Raw genomic sequence first — 14,711 nt, forward strand, 5'->3', positions numbered from 1 at the left:
ATAATTAATCATCAGCGCGACCTCGCAAAATACCATAGGAGCAGTCACTTTTGTGAAATTTTGTAAAATGGTTGATGGATTTACCCTTATCGCAGGGTGTGCCACGTGCAGCCTGGCATTGACAGCCGAGAGCAGGGAGATATATTGTGCGCTGCGTTTCAACGCAGCCAGACGATTCAGGTAATGCACTTCTCTCAGCACGAATCAACAAGCTGCGCTACCATCACGGTCTGGATGCAGCCCTGTGAAAGAATCCCTGTATGAACAAGAAGTTTATTAGTCTGGCCATCGTTCTCGGCCTGTTGTCGACCGGTCTGGGCATTTATGCCGGTAACGTCCAGACAACGCCCACACCGCCCGAGAACAAGGCAGTGGCGCAGTTAATGGCGCAGCAATTCAAGGATAGCGATGGCAAACCCCAGGCCATGACGCAATGGCAAGGACGTTATCTGTTGGTCAATTTCTGGGCGACCTGGTGTGCGCCCTGCGTACAGGAAATGCCGGAACTGTCCACCTTGCAGCAAGAACTGAAAGGGAAAAAAGTACAGATACTAGGCCTGGGTATAGATAGCCCCAGTAATATTGCCGAATTTGCAAAAAAATACAAAATCAATTACCCGCTGTTTGCCGCCGGCATGGAAGGCAGCGAATTGTCGCGTCAGTTGGGAAATCAGGCTGGTGGCCTGCCGTTTACTATTCTGATTGCACCGGACGGTAAAGTTGTCAAAAACTACCTTGGCCGTCTGAAAATGGAGGAATTGCGTGCCGACATCGCCAAATTTTCTTCTGAAAAATAAAAGTTGCGACGGTTTTCCTTGCCAATCTAACGCCATTAGCGGCAAAATGCGCCCATCTTCGTCAAATTGAATGTGACTATGGCAAGCAAACTCCTGCTGCTGAATGGCCCCAATCTGAACCTACTGGGCAGTCGTGAGCCTGCCACGTACGGTGCCACGCCCCTGGCAGAAATAGAGACTGCAGCCCAGGCGCAAGCCCGTGCCGCAGGCGCTGAACTGGCTTTTTTCCAGAGTAATCATGAAGGCGCATTAATTGATCGCATTCATGCTGCCCAAAAAGAGCAAGTCGATGCTATTATCATCAACCCGGGCGGCCTGACACATACCAGCGTTGCCTTAAGGGATGCACTGGCTGCTGTTGCCATACCATTTATCGAAGTGCACATCTCCAATGTGCATCAGAGAGAAGCCTTCAGACATCATTCTTTTCTGTCGGCAATTGCCAAAGGGGTCATTTGCGGCCTCGGTACCGACGGCTATCGCCTGGCGATTGACTTTTCCCTCAAAAATATTTAAATTCTCGCATCTTCGCGCAATTTGCCGATAATGACGGCTTATTTCGTATATAATCCAAGCTTCGGCGGCATCGTCAGAGCTGTTTTCCTGCTCAGAATTGCGCGTCTCAATTAATTCAGAACCACTTTTTTCAAGGGGATTCCACATGGATTTAAGAAAACTCAAGACCCTGATCGACCTCGTAGCAGAATCAGATATCGCAGAACTGGAAGTGACTGAAGGTGAAGGAAAAGTCCGCATCGTCAAATCATCTGCGATGCCACAAAATCAAGTCGTCATGATGCAGCAACCCCAGCATCAAATGATGCCGGCAGCCGCACCTGTCGCCGCAGCACCGGTCACAGCAGCACCCGTGGTGCCGGATGGCCATATCGTCAAATCCCCTATGGTTGGTACGTTCTACCGTTCTGCCTCTCCTGGCGCAGCCCCATTTGCCGATATCGGCAAGAGCGTCAATGTTGGCGACACTCTCTGCATTATCGAAGCGATGAAACTGCTGAATGAAATCGAAAGCGATTTCTCAGGCACGGTCAAACAGATCCTGGTTGAAAATGGTCAGCCTGTTGAGTACGGTCAGCCGCTGTTCGTGATTGGCTAATCCAGGCGCGCATTAGGGAAATATCGGTGCCTGCGGCAATCAGCCAGCGAGCACGGAAACTGGATTTTCCGCTAATGCAATTGCAACCATTGCCACAGCAAAGTTAAATCATGTTTGAAAAAATTCTTATCGCCAATCGTGGTGAAATCGCGCTCCGTATTCAGCGCGCCTGCCGCGAGATGGGTATCAAAACCGTGGTCGTGCATTCTGAAGCCGACCGCGAAGCAAAATATGTGAAGCTGGCCGACGAATCTGTTTGCATAGGCCCGGCTCCTTCCAATTTGAGTTACCTGAGCATGCCGGCCATCATCAGCGCCGCTGAAGTCACCGATGCCCAGGCGATTCACCCAGGTTACGGCTTTTTGTCTGAAAACGCCGATTTTGCCGAACGCGTAGAACAATCCGGCTTTGTCTTCATTGGCCCACGTGCCGAATCCATCCGCCTGATGGGTGACAAGGTCTCGGCCAAACATGCCATGATCAAGGCAGGTGTGCCATGCGTACCTGGCTCTGAAGGTGCATTGCCGGATGACCCAAAAGCCATCGTGCAAATCGCCCGCAAGGTCGGCTACCCGGTCATCATCAAGGCTGCCGGTGGTGGTGGTGGTCGCGGCATGCGCGTGGTGCATACCGAAGCTGCCTTACTGAACGCGGTCACCATGACCAAGTCGGAAGCTGGCGCGGCCTTTGGCAATCCGGAAGTGTATATGGAAAAGTTTCTGGAAAATCCGCGCCATGTGGAAATCCAGATTCTGGCCGACCAGCATGGCAGCGCCATCTGGCTGGGTGAGCGCGATTGCTCCATGCAACGCCGCCACCAAAAAGTGATCGAGGAAGCACCTGCACCTGGCATTCCGCGCAAGATCATAGAAAAAATCGGCGACCGTTGCGCCGCTGCCTGCCGCAAGATCAATTATCGTGGCGCAGGTACGTTTGAATTTTTGTACGAAGACGGTGAATTCTATTTCATTGAAATGAATACCCGCGTACAGGTTGAACATCCGGTAACGGAAATGATCACCGGCGTCGATATCGTACAAGAGCAGATACGTATTGCTTTCAATGAAAAGCTGCGCTTCAAGCAAACTGATATCATCCTCAAGGGTCACGCCATTGAGTGCCGCATCAATGCCGAAGACGCGTTCAAGTTCACACCTTCACCAGGTCGCATCACGTCCTGGCATACACCGGGTGGTCCTGGCATCCGCGTGGATTCGCATGCTTACGCAGGCTATTTCGTGCCACCGAATTATGATTCCATGATAGGCAAGGTCATCGCCTATGGTGAAACGCGCGAGCAGGCTATCCGCCGCATGCAGATCGCCTTGTCGGAAATGGTGGTCGAAGGCATACAGACCAACATCCCGCTGCACCGCGAGTTGATGATCGATGCCCGCTTCATTGAAGGCGGCACGAATATTCATTATCTGGAACACAAATTGGCGGATATGCCAGAGTTGTCCAAAAAATCGAAGTAAAGACCTCTCAACACAGAGACTCAGAGACACCGAGGGGCGCAGAGGAAAGCTTTAGGCTTATCTCAAAATCGTAGGTTGAGCCAGACCCGGCCCAACCTACAAATAGGGAAAACAAGCACAGAGAAAACACAAGTTTTTCCCTGTGCTTTTGGCTTTGTTATCCGGCCTCTGTGGTAAGCTTTTTTGCTGTTGATATGTTTTAATACAATAAATCAACACCGCAGACCTGTATTGCGGACGCGCGCAGTGTTGATGTCGAGGATGAATTTGTTTTTCTCTTGATTTTCTCTGCGCTTCCTCAGTGTCTCTGAGGCGAGCCTCTTGGTCTTGAAGTTTCTTGAAGTAATAACGTTGTATAAGAAAGTAGCAATATGGGTTGGATAGAAATAGTGATTGAAGTGGCGCGTGAACAGGCAGAGGCTTTGTCAGATGCCCTGATGGATGCGGGCGCACTGTCTGTTTCCGTCGAAGATGCAGACGAAGGCACGGATGCCGAAAGGCCATTGTTTGGCGAACCCGGCATGGAGCCGGATGAAGCCGCCTGGGACCGCAGCCGCGTTGTCGCCCTGGCCAATATGGATTGCGACCATGCCACACTGGTAACCGAAGCCTCAACTGCCGTCGGCTTGGCAACCGCACCTGCCTATATCACCCGCCAGGTTGAAGAGCAGGACTGGGTGCGTCTCACGCAATCACAGTTTGCCCCCATCCATATTGGTAAAAATATCTGGGTCGTACCGAGCTGGCACGATGCTCCTGATAGCAATGGCCTGATCCTTGAACTCGATCCCGGCCTGGCTTTTGGCACTGGCAGCCACCCTACCACACGACTGTGCATGGAATGGCTGGAAGCACATGCGCCGCAAAACCTGTCGGTACTCGACTATGGTTGCGGTTCCGGCATATTGGCGATGGTGGCCAGCAAACTGGGAGCTGCCAAAGTCATCGGTGTTGATATTGACCCGCAGGCGATAGAATCAGCCAACTACAATGCAGAACGCAATCAATGCCAGATCGAATACGCATTGCCGGAAGCATTTGGCGCTGCTCATCCGGCACCAGAAAAATTTGATATCGTGGTCGCCAACATCTTGTCCAGCCCGTTGAAACTGATGGCTCCCATGCTGGCTGGCCGTGTCGCCCCCGGCGGTGCCTTGATACTGTCTGGCGTACTGGCAAGACAGGCAGAAGAAGTGGCCGCAGCGTATGCCCCATTCATTCAGCTCAGCGTCTGGGCCGAACACGAAGGCTGGGTTGCCCTGTCAGGCAGACTGGACGGCTGACGCAAATGGCCCTGGCTACCCGCTGCCCCCACTGTCAAACTGCCTTCAAGGTAGCGAATGACCAGTTGAAATTGCATGCGGGCCTGGTCAGGTGCGGTTCGTGTCAGCAAACCTTTAATGCGGTTGAAAACCTGATCCCGGCTGATGGCCAAAAAGTAGTTGCCACACCAGCAGTTACAACACCAGTAGCTACAACATCAGCAACTGTAACACCAGTAGCTGCAACACCAGCAACTCCAGGCCCAAGCCCAGTTGCCAAGGCAAGCACACCAAACACACCAACCACGCCCGCAGCGACCAGTAATGCAGCCAAACCGGTAACACAGGCAGCAAACATAAGTGCTCCGGCACCAGTTGCGGCTAGTGTTCCAGTTACAGCTACAACACCGACGGTCCCCGCCCCTAACCACCGCATTCTATTATGGGACGCGGCAGGGGTTGCAGCTACGACACCGCCCCCCGCCCCTACCCCGGCCACACCTGCACCAGTAGTGGCACCTGCGGTTGAAGCAAGCCCTGCTCCTGAGATTAAAGCAGTTGCCAGGACAGGGCCGGCTGTCAGTACACGCTCGCCCGCTGAACCGGCAGCGCCAGTCACTGCCATCGCTCCAGTCACCGCTTCAGCCGCAGGTAAACCCTTGATCAACAAGCCGGGCAATGAAATATTGGCTGCCATTTCCAAGGCAGAAAAAGAATTTGAAGCAGAGAATCTGGACCAGCCCAAGGCAACACCAGTACCAGCAAAACCAGCTGCCGCCACAACGGCCGAAAGCAAGGCCAGCAAACCTATTGCCGCCATAACTGCGCCAGTAGCGCCCACTGCTGTCGTCAAGCCCGCGCCAGTGGTCAGTGCTTCTACTATTGATTTTGACCTGGGCGATGGCAGCTTCCCTACCACCATGGAAGACATCAGTGACAGCGACGTCGCAAGAGCTGAGCTGGAAACCCGCGCCGCATTGATGGATCCGCCAACTGCAGACTGGTCCATCAATGAACGTGCAGAAGACACCAAGCCCACAAGCAGCAATACAGCGCCAGCCACGACCACCAAAGTCTGGCGGCACAAGGAAACAGCTCCCGTAGAAACCGATTCCACCTCACAGGCTGAGGCTGAGATCAAACCATCTGATGATAAAACCGATAAGGCCGCGTATATAGGCGCTGAAGAAGCCGCGCTGGCAAATCATGCAGCCGTCAGCGAAGATTCAAGCAGCGATGCAGATGAAAAAGCGCATCGCCCCAATTTTGTCATTCAGGCTGAAAAGCAGCAGCGACGCAAACGTGTCACAACCGTCATGCTGACGCTGATGGTGCTCTTGCTTTTCCCATCGCTGCTGGCCCAAAGCGCATATATTTTCCGCAGCCAACTGGCAGCCTGGCTGCCAGAGAGCAAGCCGCATCTGCAACAAGCCTGCCAGCTCTTGCAATGCCAGGTTAAGCTGCCGGCACAAATCGAGCAGATCACCGTGGAGTCGAATGAATTGCAGGCGCTGGCACCGGACAGGAATGTCTTTTTGCTGGTCATGCAAATCCAGAACCACAGCAGCCTCGTGCAGGCATGGCCGACGGTAGAGTTAATATTGAACGATACCAAGGACAAGGCCGTATTGCAACGCGTCTTCGGCCCGGAAGATTACCTGACCGAAAAAGACAAACTGAGCAAAGGCTTCACGGCAGGCAGCGATCAGAATATCAAACTGTATTTCGAATTGCCCAAGCTGAAAGCAGCTGGCTATCACGTCAGTGTCTTCTATCCCTGATCAGGACTCATTTCATCCGCGATGACGGCGCAATGTGTCGTCATCGCTATGGTTTTTATACCGTACGCTTGCGCAAATGATGCAAGGCCAGCGCCAGTCGCGCACCGACTACTGCATTATTCTTCACCAGGGAAATATTGGTTTCCAGGCTGCGTCCAGCGCTCATTTGTTTGATGCGATTGAGCAGGAAAGGGGTAATCGCCTTCCCCTTGATACCCAACTCATCAGCCTGCTGCAAGGCTGACTGGGTGATGCTTTCAATTTCTTCTCTTGGCATGGCTGCCACTTCAGGTACCGGATTGGCAATCACCACGCCACCGGTCAGACCCAGCGTCCATTTGGCATGGATAAAGTCGGCCTGCTGCTCTGCCGTATCCAGCTGGAAATCTGCCTGGTAAGCACTGTCCCTGGTAAAGAACGCCGGGAAAGCCGCCTGACCCACACTGACCACAGGCACGCCATGGGTTTCCAGATATTCCAGCGTCAAACCGATATCGAGTATGGATTTGGCTCCGGCACAGACCACGGCAACTGAAGTTCTTGCCAGTTCCTGCAAGTCTGCAGAAATATCAAAACTGGTTTCGGCCCCGCGATGTACGCCACCTATACCGCCGGTAACAAATACTTCTATGCCTGCCAATGCTGCGCAGATCATGGTGGCGGCCACGGTGGTGGCACCAAGTTTGTTGTTGATCAGGGCATACGCCAGATCACGGCGGCTGACCTTCATGGCATCCGGCGTGTTGCCCAGCAATTCCAGTTCGGCGTCAGACAAGCCTATGTGTATCTTGCCATTCATGATGGCGATGGTGGCCGGCACGGCACCACGGTCACGGATAATCTGTTCCAGCTCGCGCGCCGTCTGCACATTCTGCGGGTAAGGCATGCCGTGAGAAATGATGGTGGATTCCAGCGCCACCACGGGTTTGGCTGCCAGGCGGGCAGCGCGGACTTCGTCCGACAAGACCAGATAAGATTGCATCATGTTTCCTCATTAAAAATATGGTGGTTCAGCGCAGGCGCAACAGTCGCCTCACTTTGGATGGTCAGCGCAGCCAGCTTCAAACCACGCTGGCAAGCCAGTCCCAGATCATCGGCACTATGGTACAAAGACCAGGCCACTCCGGCCGAGAAGGCATCGCCAGCGCCAGTCGCATCTTTCACACTGACCTTTGGTGCAGCGAGATGATTGATGCCATGCTTGCCTGCAACATCGGTATATAAAACGCCGTCGCTACCCAGGGTAATGATCACGTCCCGGGCACCGCGCTGCTGTAACTGGTGGCAGGCAATGGCCACGTCCTCTAGCTGAGGTAAACTGCGCCCGGCCACCGTTTCCAGTTCGCCACGGTTCAGTACCAGGCAACGCAACCCCTGCAACTGCTCGGGCAGGCGCGCCATCTTGGGTTGCGACACTGCCACCAGCAGCAATGGACTGGCCTGCAAGTGAGCCTCTTCCAATAGCAAGGCTATGCTATCTGCGGGCAAATTCAAGTCTGCAATAGTGAAAGCAGCGGCACTGCGCTGGGGGGCACGGCTACGCAAATACTCGGGCGTCATGGCTTCGCAGCATTCCATATACGCCAGCGCCAGCGCCATATCGCCTTCGTCATTCAGCAAGGCGGTATAGCTGCCGCTAAGGGTACCGGCAATTTGCAAGCTGGCTCTGGCATCAATGCCGACGGACTGCGCCTGCGTCAAGATGCTCTGGCCGGCAGCATCATCCCCCACAGCACACAATAGATTCACAGGCAAACCCAGACGCGCCAGGTTTTCTGCAATATTGCGTGCCACGCCGCCAAAGGCTTCATGCTGACTCACAGGGTTGGATGTGCCCATCTGCATAGGCCCCAGCGTGCGCATTTTGCGGTCAATATTTGCCCCGCCTATACACACTACGGCATGCTGATCCGGCAAGACATAGGCCCGCCCCAGCAGGCGTTTTTCACGTATCAGTGCTGCGACATGCCCCGCCACGGCAGAACGCGACAAACCAAGCTGATCCGCCAGTTCTTGCTGTGAGATGAAAGGATGGGCAGCAATCAACTGGTAAAGCTGTTCTTTTTTAGAGATAGGGGGACTCATGGCAAGTTTTACCTGGAAAAAACTAAAAAAACAATTGTTTAACACAATAAACATTTGTCTTTTCAATGTCAATTAAATTGTTCCACAAAAAAAATCCCGCATACCTTGCGGCAGCGGGTTTGATCAATTTCCATGAAAGCCGACACTGGTTTGATGTTTGTACAACTTATCAAATCTGGTATCAGCAACACTCTTTATTACCGGTTCAACCAATATAAAACAAAACTAATTTTCAATATGTTTGCTAGCGCACGGAATGTAAATGTTTTTACATGCATCCTCAGAAAAGTGCAGTGACATGGGCAAGTACAAAGAAAACTCTTTCCCTGCCTTTGCCCGGCCCTGCTTCTTTTTCCTCTTTATTTATATACAACCAAGGTCCCTACCATGAAATTTTCCATTCTTTTACTGTCAATTATTGGCGTTTTGGCGACAAGCGCATGTGATCGCCAACCGGCTCAGGTCGTTGTTCCTGTGCCTGTGCCTGTAGCAGTACCCGGCCCCGCTGGTGCGCCTGGTGCAACCGGCGCTACCGGTGCCACTGGTGCGCCCGCCTCGGTTGGTGCAACTGGAGCTACTGGCGCAACTGGTGCAGAAGGCATGCAAGGCGCAACCGGTGACAAAGGTGTTCCAGGCTCGCCTGGTTATGACGGCGCCAAAGGAAAAACTGGCGAACCCGGTAAACCTGGTGATACTATTGTCGTTTTACCCCCGAAATAATTATCACCTAGCCCATTTGGCAAAAAAAGCGGGCATTGACCTGCCCGTACTTTACCTGAGGAAAATATGAATCAGATCATCAATCTCATTATCTATCTGGTCGTCTTCGGGCTAATCTGGTGGCTGGTGGGCATGCTTCCCTTACCTGCCCCAGTCGGGCAAATAGTACGCGTGCTGTTTATTATTTTGCTGATCGTGATCATTTTGTCGGCGCTGGGAATCATGCCCGGCATACACATACCGACCATACACTGGTAGCTTCCTTTCAGAAATGACCATGTACCAGTTACCAGTGTCACAGATGTGAAAAAAACCGCCGACTGGCGGTTTTTTTAACCTTCCGGCAGAAAATCTCCAAGCGATCTTTATTACCAGATCAGCCTCCAACAGCATCAAAAATCGCTAGCAAGCCCAGCACTCATAAAGGATTCGCTGCAACGCCGGCTCAGTCACTAGCCAGCTTGCGCATGACCTCCGCAGACAAACGGTCCAGATTTTGTTCGTTGGCCGGGACGACGATGTGCTCGATATGACGAGCAACATCGGGGTCGTCGAATGCCTGCGACCAGGACACGAGGGTTCCCGCCGCCGACGGAGCCAGGTTTATGGTCAAAAGGAAATGTGGCTCGGATGCGTGCTGAACAACCAGCTTCACTGGCGCTTGTATATCTGTAAACACGTTTTCGTTTGGATAATTTTTACCGTCTGGTCCATGCATGATGAAAGACCAGCGTCCACCAGTCCTGAATTCGCAGGCAATGAAAGTATTGGTGAAACCAGCAGGACCCCACCACAGTGCAAGACGTTCCGGATCGCTGATTGCGGCAAAGACCTGCTCTACGCCTGCCGGGATTTCACGAGATGTATTGAATGTTGTCATGGCCGCTTCGTTTCCGTGGGTTCACAAGTCCTGAAATTTTAGTGTGCTTATGTGATTATGCGCTGAGTCAAGGCAAGCATCCACAATAAATACCATAATAACAATTAAAATAAGTAAATGCTCACAAACCGGCATGACGGGATTATCGAATTTGACATCCATCCAAAGCAGCCCCACAATCAGCCCGCTTTGGCGAAATCGCAGAACAATTTGCACTTGTAACTGTCATAACTTCATGGTCACGTCACTGGTGCAGCGCAATAAAATTCTGCCCTGAACCGGCTCTAATCAAAGACTGAAAATAATGCCAACTACAGGGTTGCCAGCTAGCCGCGTCTTTGCACATTTTTTGACCAAAAATCGAGATTGCGCTTGACGTTAAACAGCCCCCATAGTTAAATACGAAATCGATTGCGCAAACGATTGCGCGACACTTTTTTATCGAGAAAAAAGCATCATGAAGCCACGCATAACTGTAGTCGGCAGTGTCAATATGGATTTGGTTTTTCGCACGCCACGCATGCCAGCCGTGGGTGAAACCCTGCATGGGCATGAATTCAGACAGATACCTGGCGGTAAAGGTGCCAATCAGGCTGTTGCCGCGGCCCGTCAGGGTGCACAGGTGAGCTTCATCGGTGCCGTGGGTGATGATGGCTTTGGCTGTTTTTCTCATGACTGCCTGGCCGCCGAAGGGATGGAATTAAGCCACCTGGCCAAAGTGGCAGGCGTGGCCACCGGTGTTGCCGGTATCCTGGTCGATGACAATGGCAACAACAGCATCGTGCTAGCAGCAGGCGCCAATGCCACCCTGACCAGCGCCCAGGTGGAAGCCGCCACCGCCGCCATCGCCGGTGCGCAACTGCTGGTATGCCAGCTTGAAACCCCACTGGCAACCGTCACCCGTGCGATAGAAATTGCCCGCAGCAAAGGGGTCAAAGTCATCCTGAATCCCGCCCCCGCACAAGACCTGAGCGACGTCTTGCTGGCCCAGGTTGATTATCTGATTTTGAACGAAACCGAAGCATCGCAACTGAGCGGCGTCACGGTGGTCGATCAGGCCAGCGCCAAAGCTGCCTCGGAACAAATCTTGCAACGTGGCACAGCGACCGTCTTGCTGACCATGGGTGAACACGGTGCCCTGATTACCGATAGCACAGGCAGCCAGTTCATTCCGGCCGTGAAAGTGGACGTGGTGGACACGACTGCTGCCGGTGATACTTTTGTCGGTGCCTTCGCCGTAGGTATCGCGAATGGCCTGAGCCTGGTTGATGCCAGCCGCGAAGCGCAATACACCGCAGCTTTAACGGTCACCAAGCTGGGGGCGCAAACATCGATACCACAACGCCAGCAAGTGCTGGAGTTCATGGCGGTCAGCAAAGCAGCCTGAATGTCTGAAGTAAATACAAAATTTGGCACCAAAAGTGGGCGCGGGCAGCAAATAACGCTCGATTAATTCCCTGTTCATGCTCGATTGATGCCCTGCTGCCAGCAGCAACACTGTTTTTGATAAAATTTTGCCCTCGTGGCTGAAACGAAATGTCTGCACCATGTTAGGCTTGCACAGGTTTTCCAGGCTGGCTCCGTAGCAAGGATAGTCAGCCTGGCGGTAGCGAAACATGGTTTTTAATTTGGGTACCGCATGCGCATAGCTTCAAGCACGTCGGCACTATGACATCTGAATAAGGAAATTTCATGAAACTCAAGCAAATCTGCCTGTCCCTGGCAACCCTGATGGCATTCGGTGGTGCGGCCAGCGCGTATGCTGCAGATCTTAAATTTGCAGTGATCTACGACGCGGGCGGCAAGTTTGACAAATCCTTCAATCAGTCAGCTTCCGAGGGTGCAGAGCGCTTCAAGAAAGAAACCAAACTCAATTTCTTTGAGGTACAGGTTGCCAGCGACACCCAGACTGAACAGGTCTTGCGTAATCTGGCCCGTAAAAATGTGGACCTGATCGCCGCTATCGGTTTTGGTCAGGCACAGGCCGTACAAAACATCGCCAAAGAATTTCCAAAAACAAAGTTCGTCCTCATCGACGGTATTGCTACTGGTGACAATGTCAGCTCAGTCCTGTTCAAGGAACAGGAAGGTTCGTACCTGGTCGGCGTGGCAGCAGCCATTGCCAGCAAAACCAAAAAGGTCGGCTTTGTCGGCGGCATGGATATTCCGCTGATACGCAACTTTTCTTGTGGTTATGCACAAGGGGCGAAAGCCACAGAAGCCAAGATTGAAGTCGTTCAAAACATGGTCGGCACCACCACTGCTGCATGGAACGATCCTTCCAAAGGCGGCGAGTTGGCAAGGGCACAGTTTGAACGCGGCGTGGACGTAATTTTTGCCGCTGCCGGCGGTAGTGGCCTGGGGACTTTGCAAGCAGTCAAAGAAAAAGGCAAGCTGGGTATCGGCGTGGATTCCAACCAGAACTATATGCACCCTGGCAATATGCTGACGTCCATGGTCAAGCGCGTGGATCAAGCCATTTATGACAGCTTCATGCAACTGAAAAACGGTAACTGGAAAAACGGTACCCAGTACAAGGGCCTGAAAGAAGGTGGCGTTGATTGGGCACTGGACAAGGACAACCGCAGCGTCGTCAGCGCCGATATGGAAAAACGCGTGAACGCCGCCAAGCAAGACATCATCAGCGGCAAGATCAAGGTGGTTGATTTCCGTGAAGGTAATAAGTGTCCGGTCTGATGCCAAGTAGTCAGGTAGTAGGTAACAGCTAATGTATGAGGGGCGCAGTATCTTTTACAGATGCTTTGCGCCCTGATTGATGTTTAGAACGTGTTTACGATCTTAAGCGCGAGCGTGATCGGGGCTCATGCGCTGCTCAAAATGCTCATGTACTTAAGTACATTCCGCTTTTTTGCGCTGCGTTTTTGTTACCCTTACCCCGCTGACGCTCGCTCGCTACAGATCGTAAACACGTTCTTCGCCCCCATCTGTCGCACATCGTATTTTAAAGAAACGCTAAAGTATGCAGCCAGCAGTCGAATTTCAACAGATCTCCAAACGCTTTGGCGCGGTACAGGCCAATCGTGATGTGAGCTTTTCCATTGCACCGGGTTCCATCCATGGCGTGATCGGTGAAAACGGCGCCGGCAAATCCACGCTGATGAGCATACTGTATGGCTATTACCGCGCCGACAGTGGCAAGCTGCTCATCAATGGCGCAGAACACCACATCCGCAACAGCCAGGAAGCCATCAAGCTGGGTATAGGTATGGTACATCAGCATTTCATGCTGGTGGAAAATATGACCGTGCTCGACAATGTCATGCTGGGTATGGAAGGCGGTTTTCGGCTGAAACCGCAACGTCATGAAGTCGAAGCCAAACTGCGTGAAATTTGCAAACGCTATTCGCTGGATGTCGACCCACTGGCGACGATACAGGACTTGTCCGTCGGCGTGCAACAAAGGGTAGAAATCCTCAAGCAAATTTATCGCAGCGCGAATATCCTGATCCTGGATGAACCCACCGCCGTCCTGACGGTGCAGGAAACCGCTTCGCTGTTTGAAGTGCTGCGCCTGTTCAAGGAACAGGGCAAGACCATCATCCTGATTACCCACAAGCTGCAAGAGATTCTGGAAATCACTGACCAGGTCACGGTCATGCGTGCAGGTGCCGTTATCGGCTCTGTCGCCACGGCTGACACCACTACCGTCCAGTTGGCCGAGATGATGGTGGGCAGACCCATCGTCACCCACTTACCACGTGCTGCCTATACGCCGGGCGAGATGGTGCTAGACGTCAAAGACCTCAATCTGGTGAATTCGCAAAAAGTGAGTCTGCTGAAGAATGTCAATTTCAATATCCGTGCTGGTGAAATTGTGGCGATTGCCGGTGTGTCGGGCAATGGCCAGAGTGAATTACTGGAAATCTTGAGCGGCATGCGCCTGCCCACCAGTGGCAAACTGCAAATGCAGGGCAAGGATTTACCCTTTGCCGGTCGCAAGGACGCCGATGGTTTGCCAGCGACTTTCCGTGAACTGGGCATAGGCCACGTGCCGGAAGACCGTTTGCGCGATGCCGTCATCAAGAATTTCTCGGTGATGATGAACAGCTTCCTGGGTTACCAGAAAAAACTGGGCAAGTCTTTTGGCTTGCTCGATTACAAAAGCATATTAAAGAATTGCACCGACTTGCTGGCCAGGTTTGATGTGCGCCCGGCTGATCCGCATTTGCGCATCGCCCTGCTGTCTGGCGGTAATCAGCAAAAAGTGGTGATGGCACGTGAAATCGCCGCCAACCCCAAGCTGATGCTGGTGGGCCAGCCTACCCGTGGCGTTGATATAGGTACGATAGAAAGCTTGCATACCCGCCTGCTGGCGATGCGTGATGCCGGCATTGCGATCTTGCTGGTATCAGTGGAACTGGAAGAAGTACGCGCCCTGGCTGACCGCATCCTGGTCATCTCTGGCGGTGCCATCACCGGTGAATTGAAGGCGGAAGAATTTGATGCAACCGAGATTGGCTGCCTCATGGGTGGCATACACACGCATTGACCCACATTGATACGCACACATTGATGTACGGTACAAACCGCACAGACCCGATAGCGCCTTAGCAAGCACATGTAAGAAACAAAG

The 14,711-nt window shown here is 52.7% G+C and carries 14 protein-coding genes; 11 read left to right on the forward strand and 3 right to left on the reverse strand.

What is annotated here, in order from left to right:
• Positions 1-260 precede the first annotated feature (260 nt).
• The 6 genes from ACO0LM_RS24655 to ACO0LM_RS24680 all read left to right on the forward strand — a co-directional run bounded on the left by ACO0LM_RS24655 (position 261) and on the right by ACO0LM_RS24680 (position 6,432).
• Positions 261-797 (forward strand): TlpA family protein disulfide reductase, encoded by a 537-nt coding sequence (locus tag ACO0LM_RS24655; RefSeq protein WP_423040907.1) that lies wholly within the window; start codon positions 261-263, stop codon positions 795-797.
• Positions 798-875: 78 nt separating this feature from the next.
• Positions 876-1,313, forward strand: coding sequence for a type II 3-dehydroquinate dehydratase (gene aroQ / locus ACO0LM_RS24660; RefSeq protein ID WP_423040909.1), 438 nt, complete (start codon positions 876-878; stop codon positions 1,311-1,313).
• 145 nt (positions 1,314-1,458) lie between these two features.
• Positions 1,459-1,911, forward strand: a complete 453-nt coding sequence (accB, locus tag ACO0LM_RS24665) for an acetyl-CoA carboxylase biotin carboxyl carrier protein (RefSeq protein ID WP_422982745.1) — start codon at positions 1,459-1,461, stop codon at positions 1,909-1,911.
• Between the two features lie 110 nt (positions 1,912-2,021).
• Positions 2,022-3,389, forward strand: a complete 1,368-nt coding sequence (accC, locus tag ACO0LM_RS24670; protein ID WP_423040911.1) for an acetyl-CoA carboxylase biotin carboxylase subunit — start codon at positions 2,022-2,024, stop codon at positions 3,387-3,389.
• A gap of 371 nt (positions 3,390-3,760) precedes the next feature.
• On the forward strand, positions 3,761-4,672 hold the full coding sequence (gene prmA, locus ACO0LM_RS24675; RefSeq protein ID WP_423040913.1) for a 50S ribosomal protein L11 methyltransferase: 912 nt from the start codon (positions 3,761-3,763) through the stop codon (positions 4,670-4,672).
• Between the two features lie 5 nt (positions 4,673-4,677).
• Complete coding sequence (locus tag ACO0LM_RS24680; protein ID WP_423040915.1) at positions 4,678-6,432, forward strand: DUF3426 domain-containing protein; 1,755 nt, start codon at positions 4,678-4,680, stop codon at positions 6,430-6,432.
• Positions 6,433-6,487: 55 nt separating this feature from the next.
• On the opposite strand, the gene ACO0LM_RS24685 is transcribed toward ACO0LM_RS24680, so the two are convergent.
• The gene (locus tag ACO0LM_RS24685) at positions 6,488-7,414 is read right to left on the reverse strand and encodes a pseudouridine-5'-phosphate glycosidase (protein WP_423040959.1); all 927 of its coding nucleotides are present in this window, start codon (positions 7,412-7,414) and stop codon (positions 6,488-6,490) included.
• Complete coding sequence (locus tag ACO0LM_RS24690; RefSeq protein WP_423040916.1) at positions 7,414-8,517, reverse strand: carbohydrate kinase; 1,104 nt, start codon at positions 8,515-8,517, stop codon at positions 7,414-7,416. The genes ACO0LM_RS24685 and ACO0LM_RS24690 overlap by 1 nt, the downstream gene beginning before the upstream one ends.
• 387 nt (positions 8,518-8,904) lie before the next feature.
• Here ACO0LM_RS24690 and ACO0LM_RS24695 point away from each other — a divergent pair, with 387 nt between their 5' ends.
• A complete protein-coding gene (locus tag ACO0LM_RS24695; protein ID WP_423040918.1) occupies positions 8,905-9,237 on the forward strand; it encodes a collagen-like protein in 333 nt (110 codons plus the stop codon).
• A 66-nt stretch (positions 9,238-9,303) separates the two neighbouring features.
• Complete coding sequence (locus tag ACO0LM_RS24700) at positions 9,304-9,495, forward strand: Thivi_2564 family membrane protein (RefSeq protein ID WP_422982731.1); 192 nt, start codon at positions 9,304-9,306, stop codon at positions 9,493-9,495.
• A gap of 187 nt (positions 9,496-9,682) precedes the next feature.
• On the opposite strand, the gene ACO0LM_RS24705 is transcribed toward ACO0LM_RS24700, so the two are convergent.
• Entirely contained in the window at positions 9,683-10,117 is a 435-nt protein-coding gene (locus ACO0LM_RS24705) for an SRPBCC domain-containing protein (protein WP_423040920.1), read from the reverse strand.
• A gap of 457 nt (positions 10,118-10,574) precedes the next feature.
• Between ACO0LM_RS24705 and rbsK the strand changes: the two genes are divergently transcribed.
• From rbsK to ACO0LM_RS24720, 3 genes are all read left to right on the forward strand, one after another.
• Positions 10,575-11,504 (forward strand): ribokinase, encoded by a 930-nt coding sequence (gene rbsK / locus ACO0LM_RS24710; RefSeq protein ID WP_423040922.1) that lies wholly within the window; start codon positions 10,575-10,577, stop codon positions 11,502-11,504.
• 305 nt (positions 11,505-11,809) lie between these two features.
• A complete protein-coding gene (locus tag ACO0LM_RS24715; RefSeq protein WP_423040924.1) occupies positions 11,810-12,814 on the forward strand; it encodes a BMP family lipoprotein in 1,005 nt (334 codons plus the stop codon).
• A 283-nt stretch (positions 12,815-13,097) separates the two neighbouring features.
• Entirely contained in the window at positions 13,098-14,627 is a 1,530-nt protein-coding gene (locus ACO0LM_RS24720) for an ABC transporter ATP-binding protein (protein WP_423040926.1), read from the forward strand.
• Positions 14,628-14,711 lie beyond the last annotated feature (84 nt).

The organism is Undibacterium sp. Di26W (assembly GCF_049340265.1).
GTDB lineage: Bacteria > Pseudomonadota > Gammaproteobacteria > Burkholderiales > Burkholderiaceae_D > Undibacterium.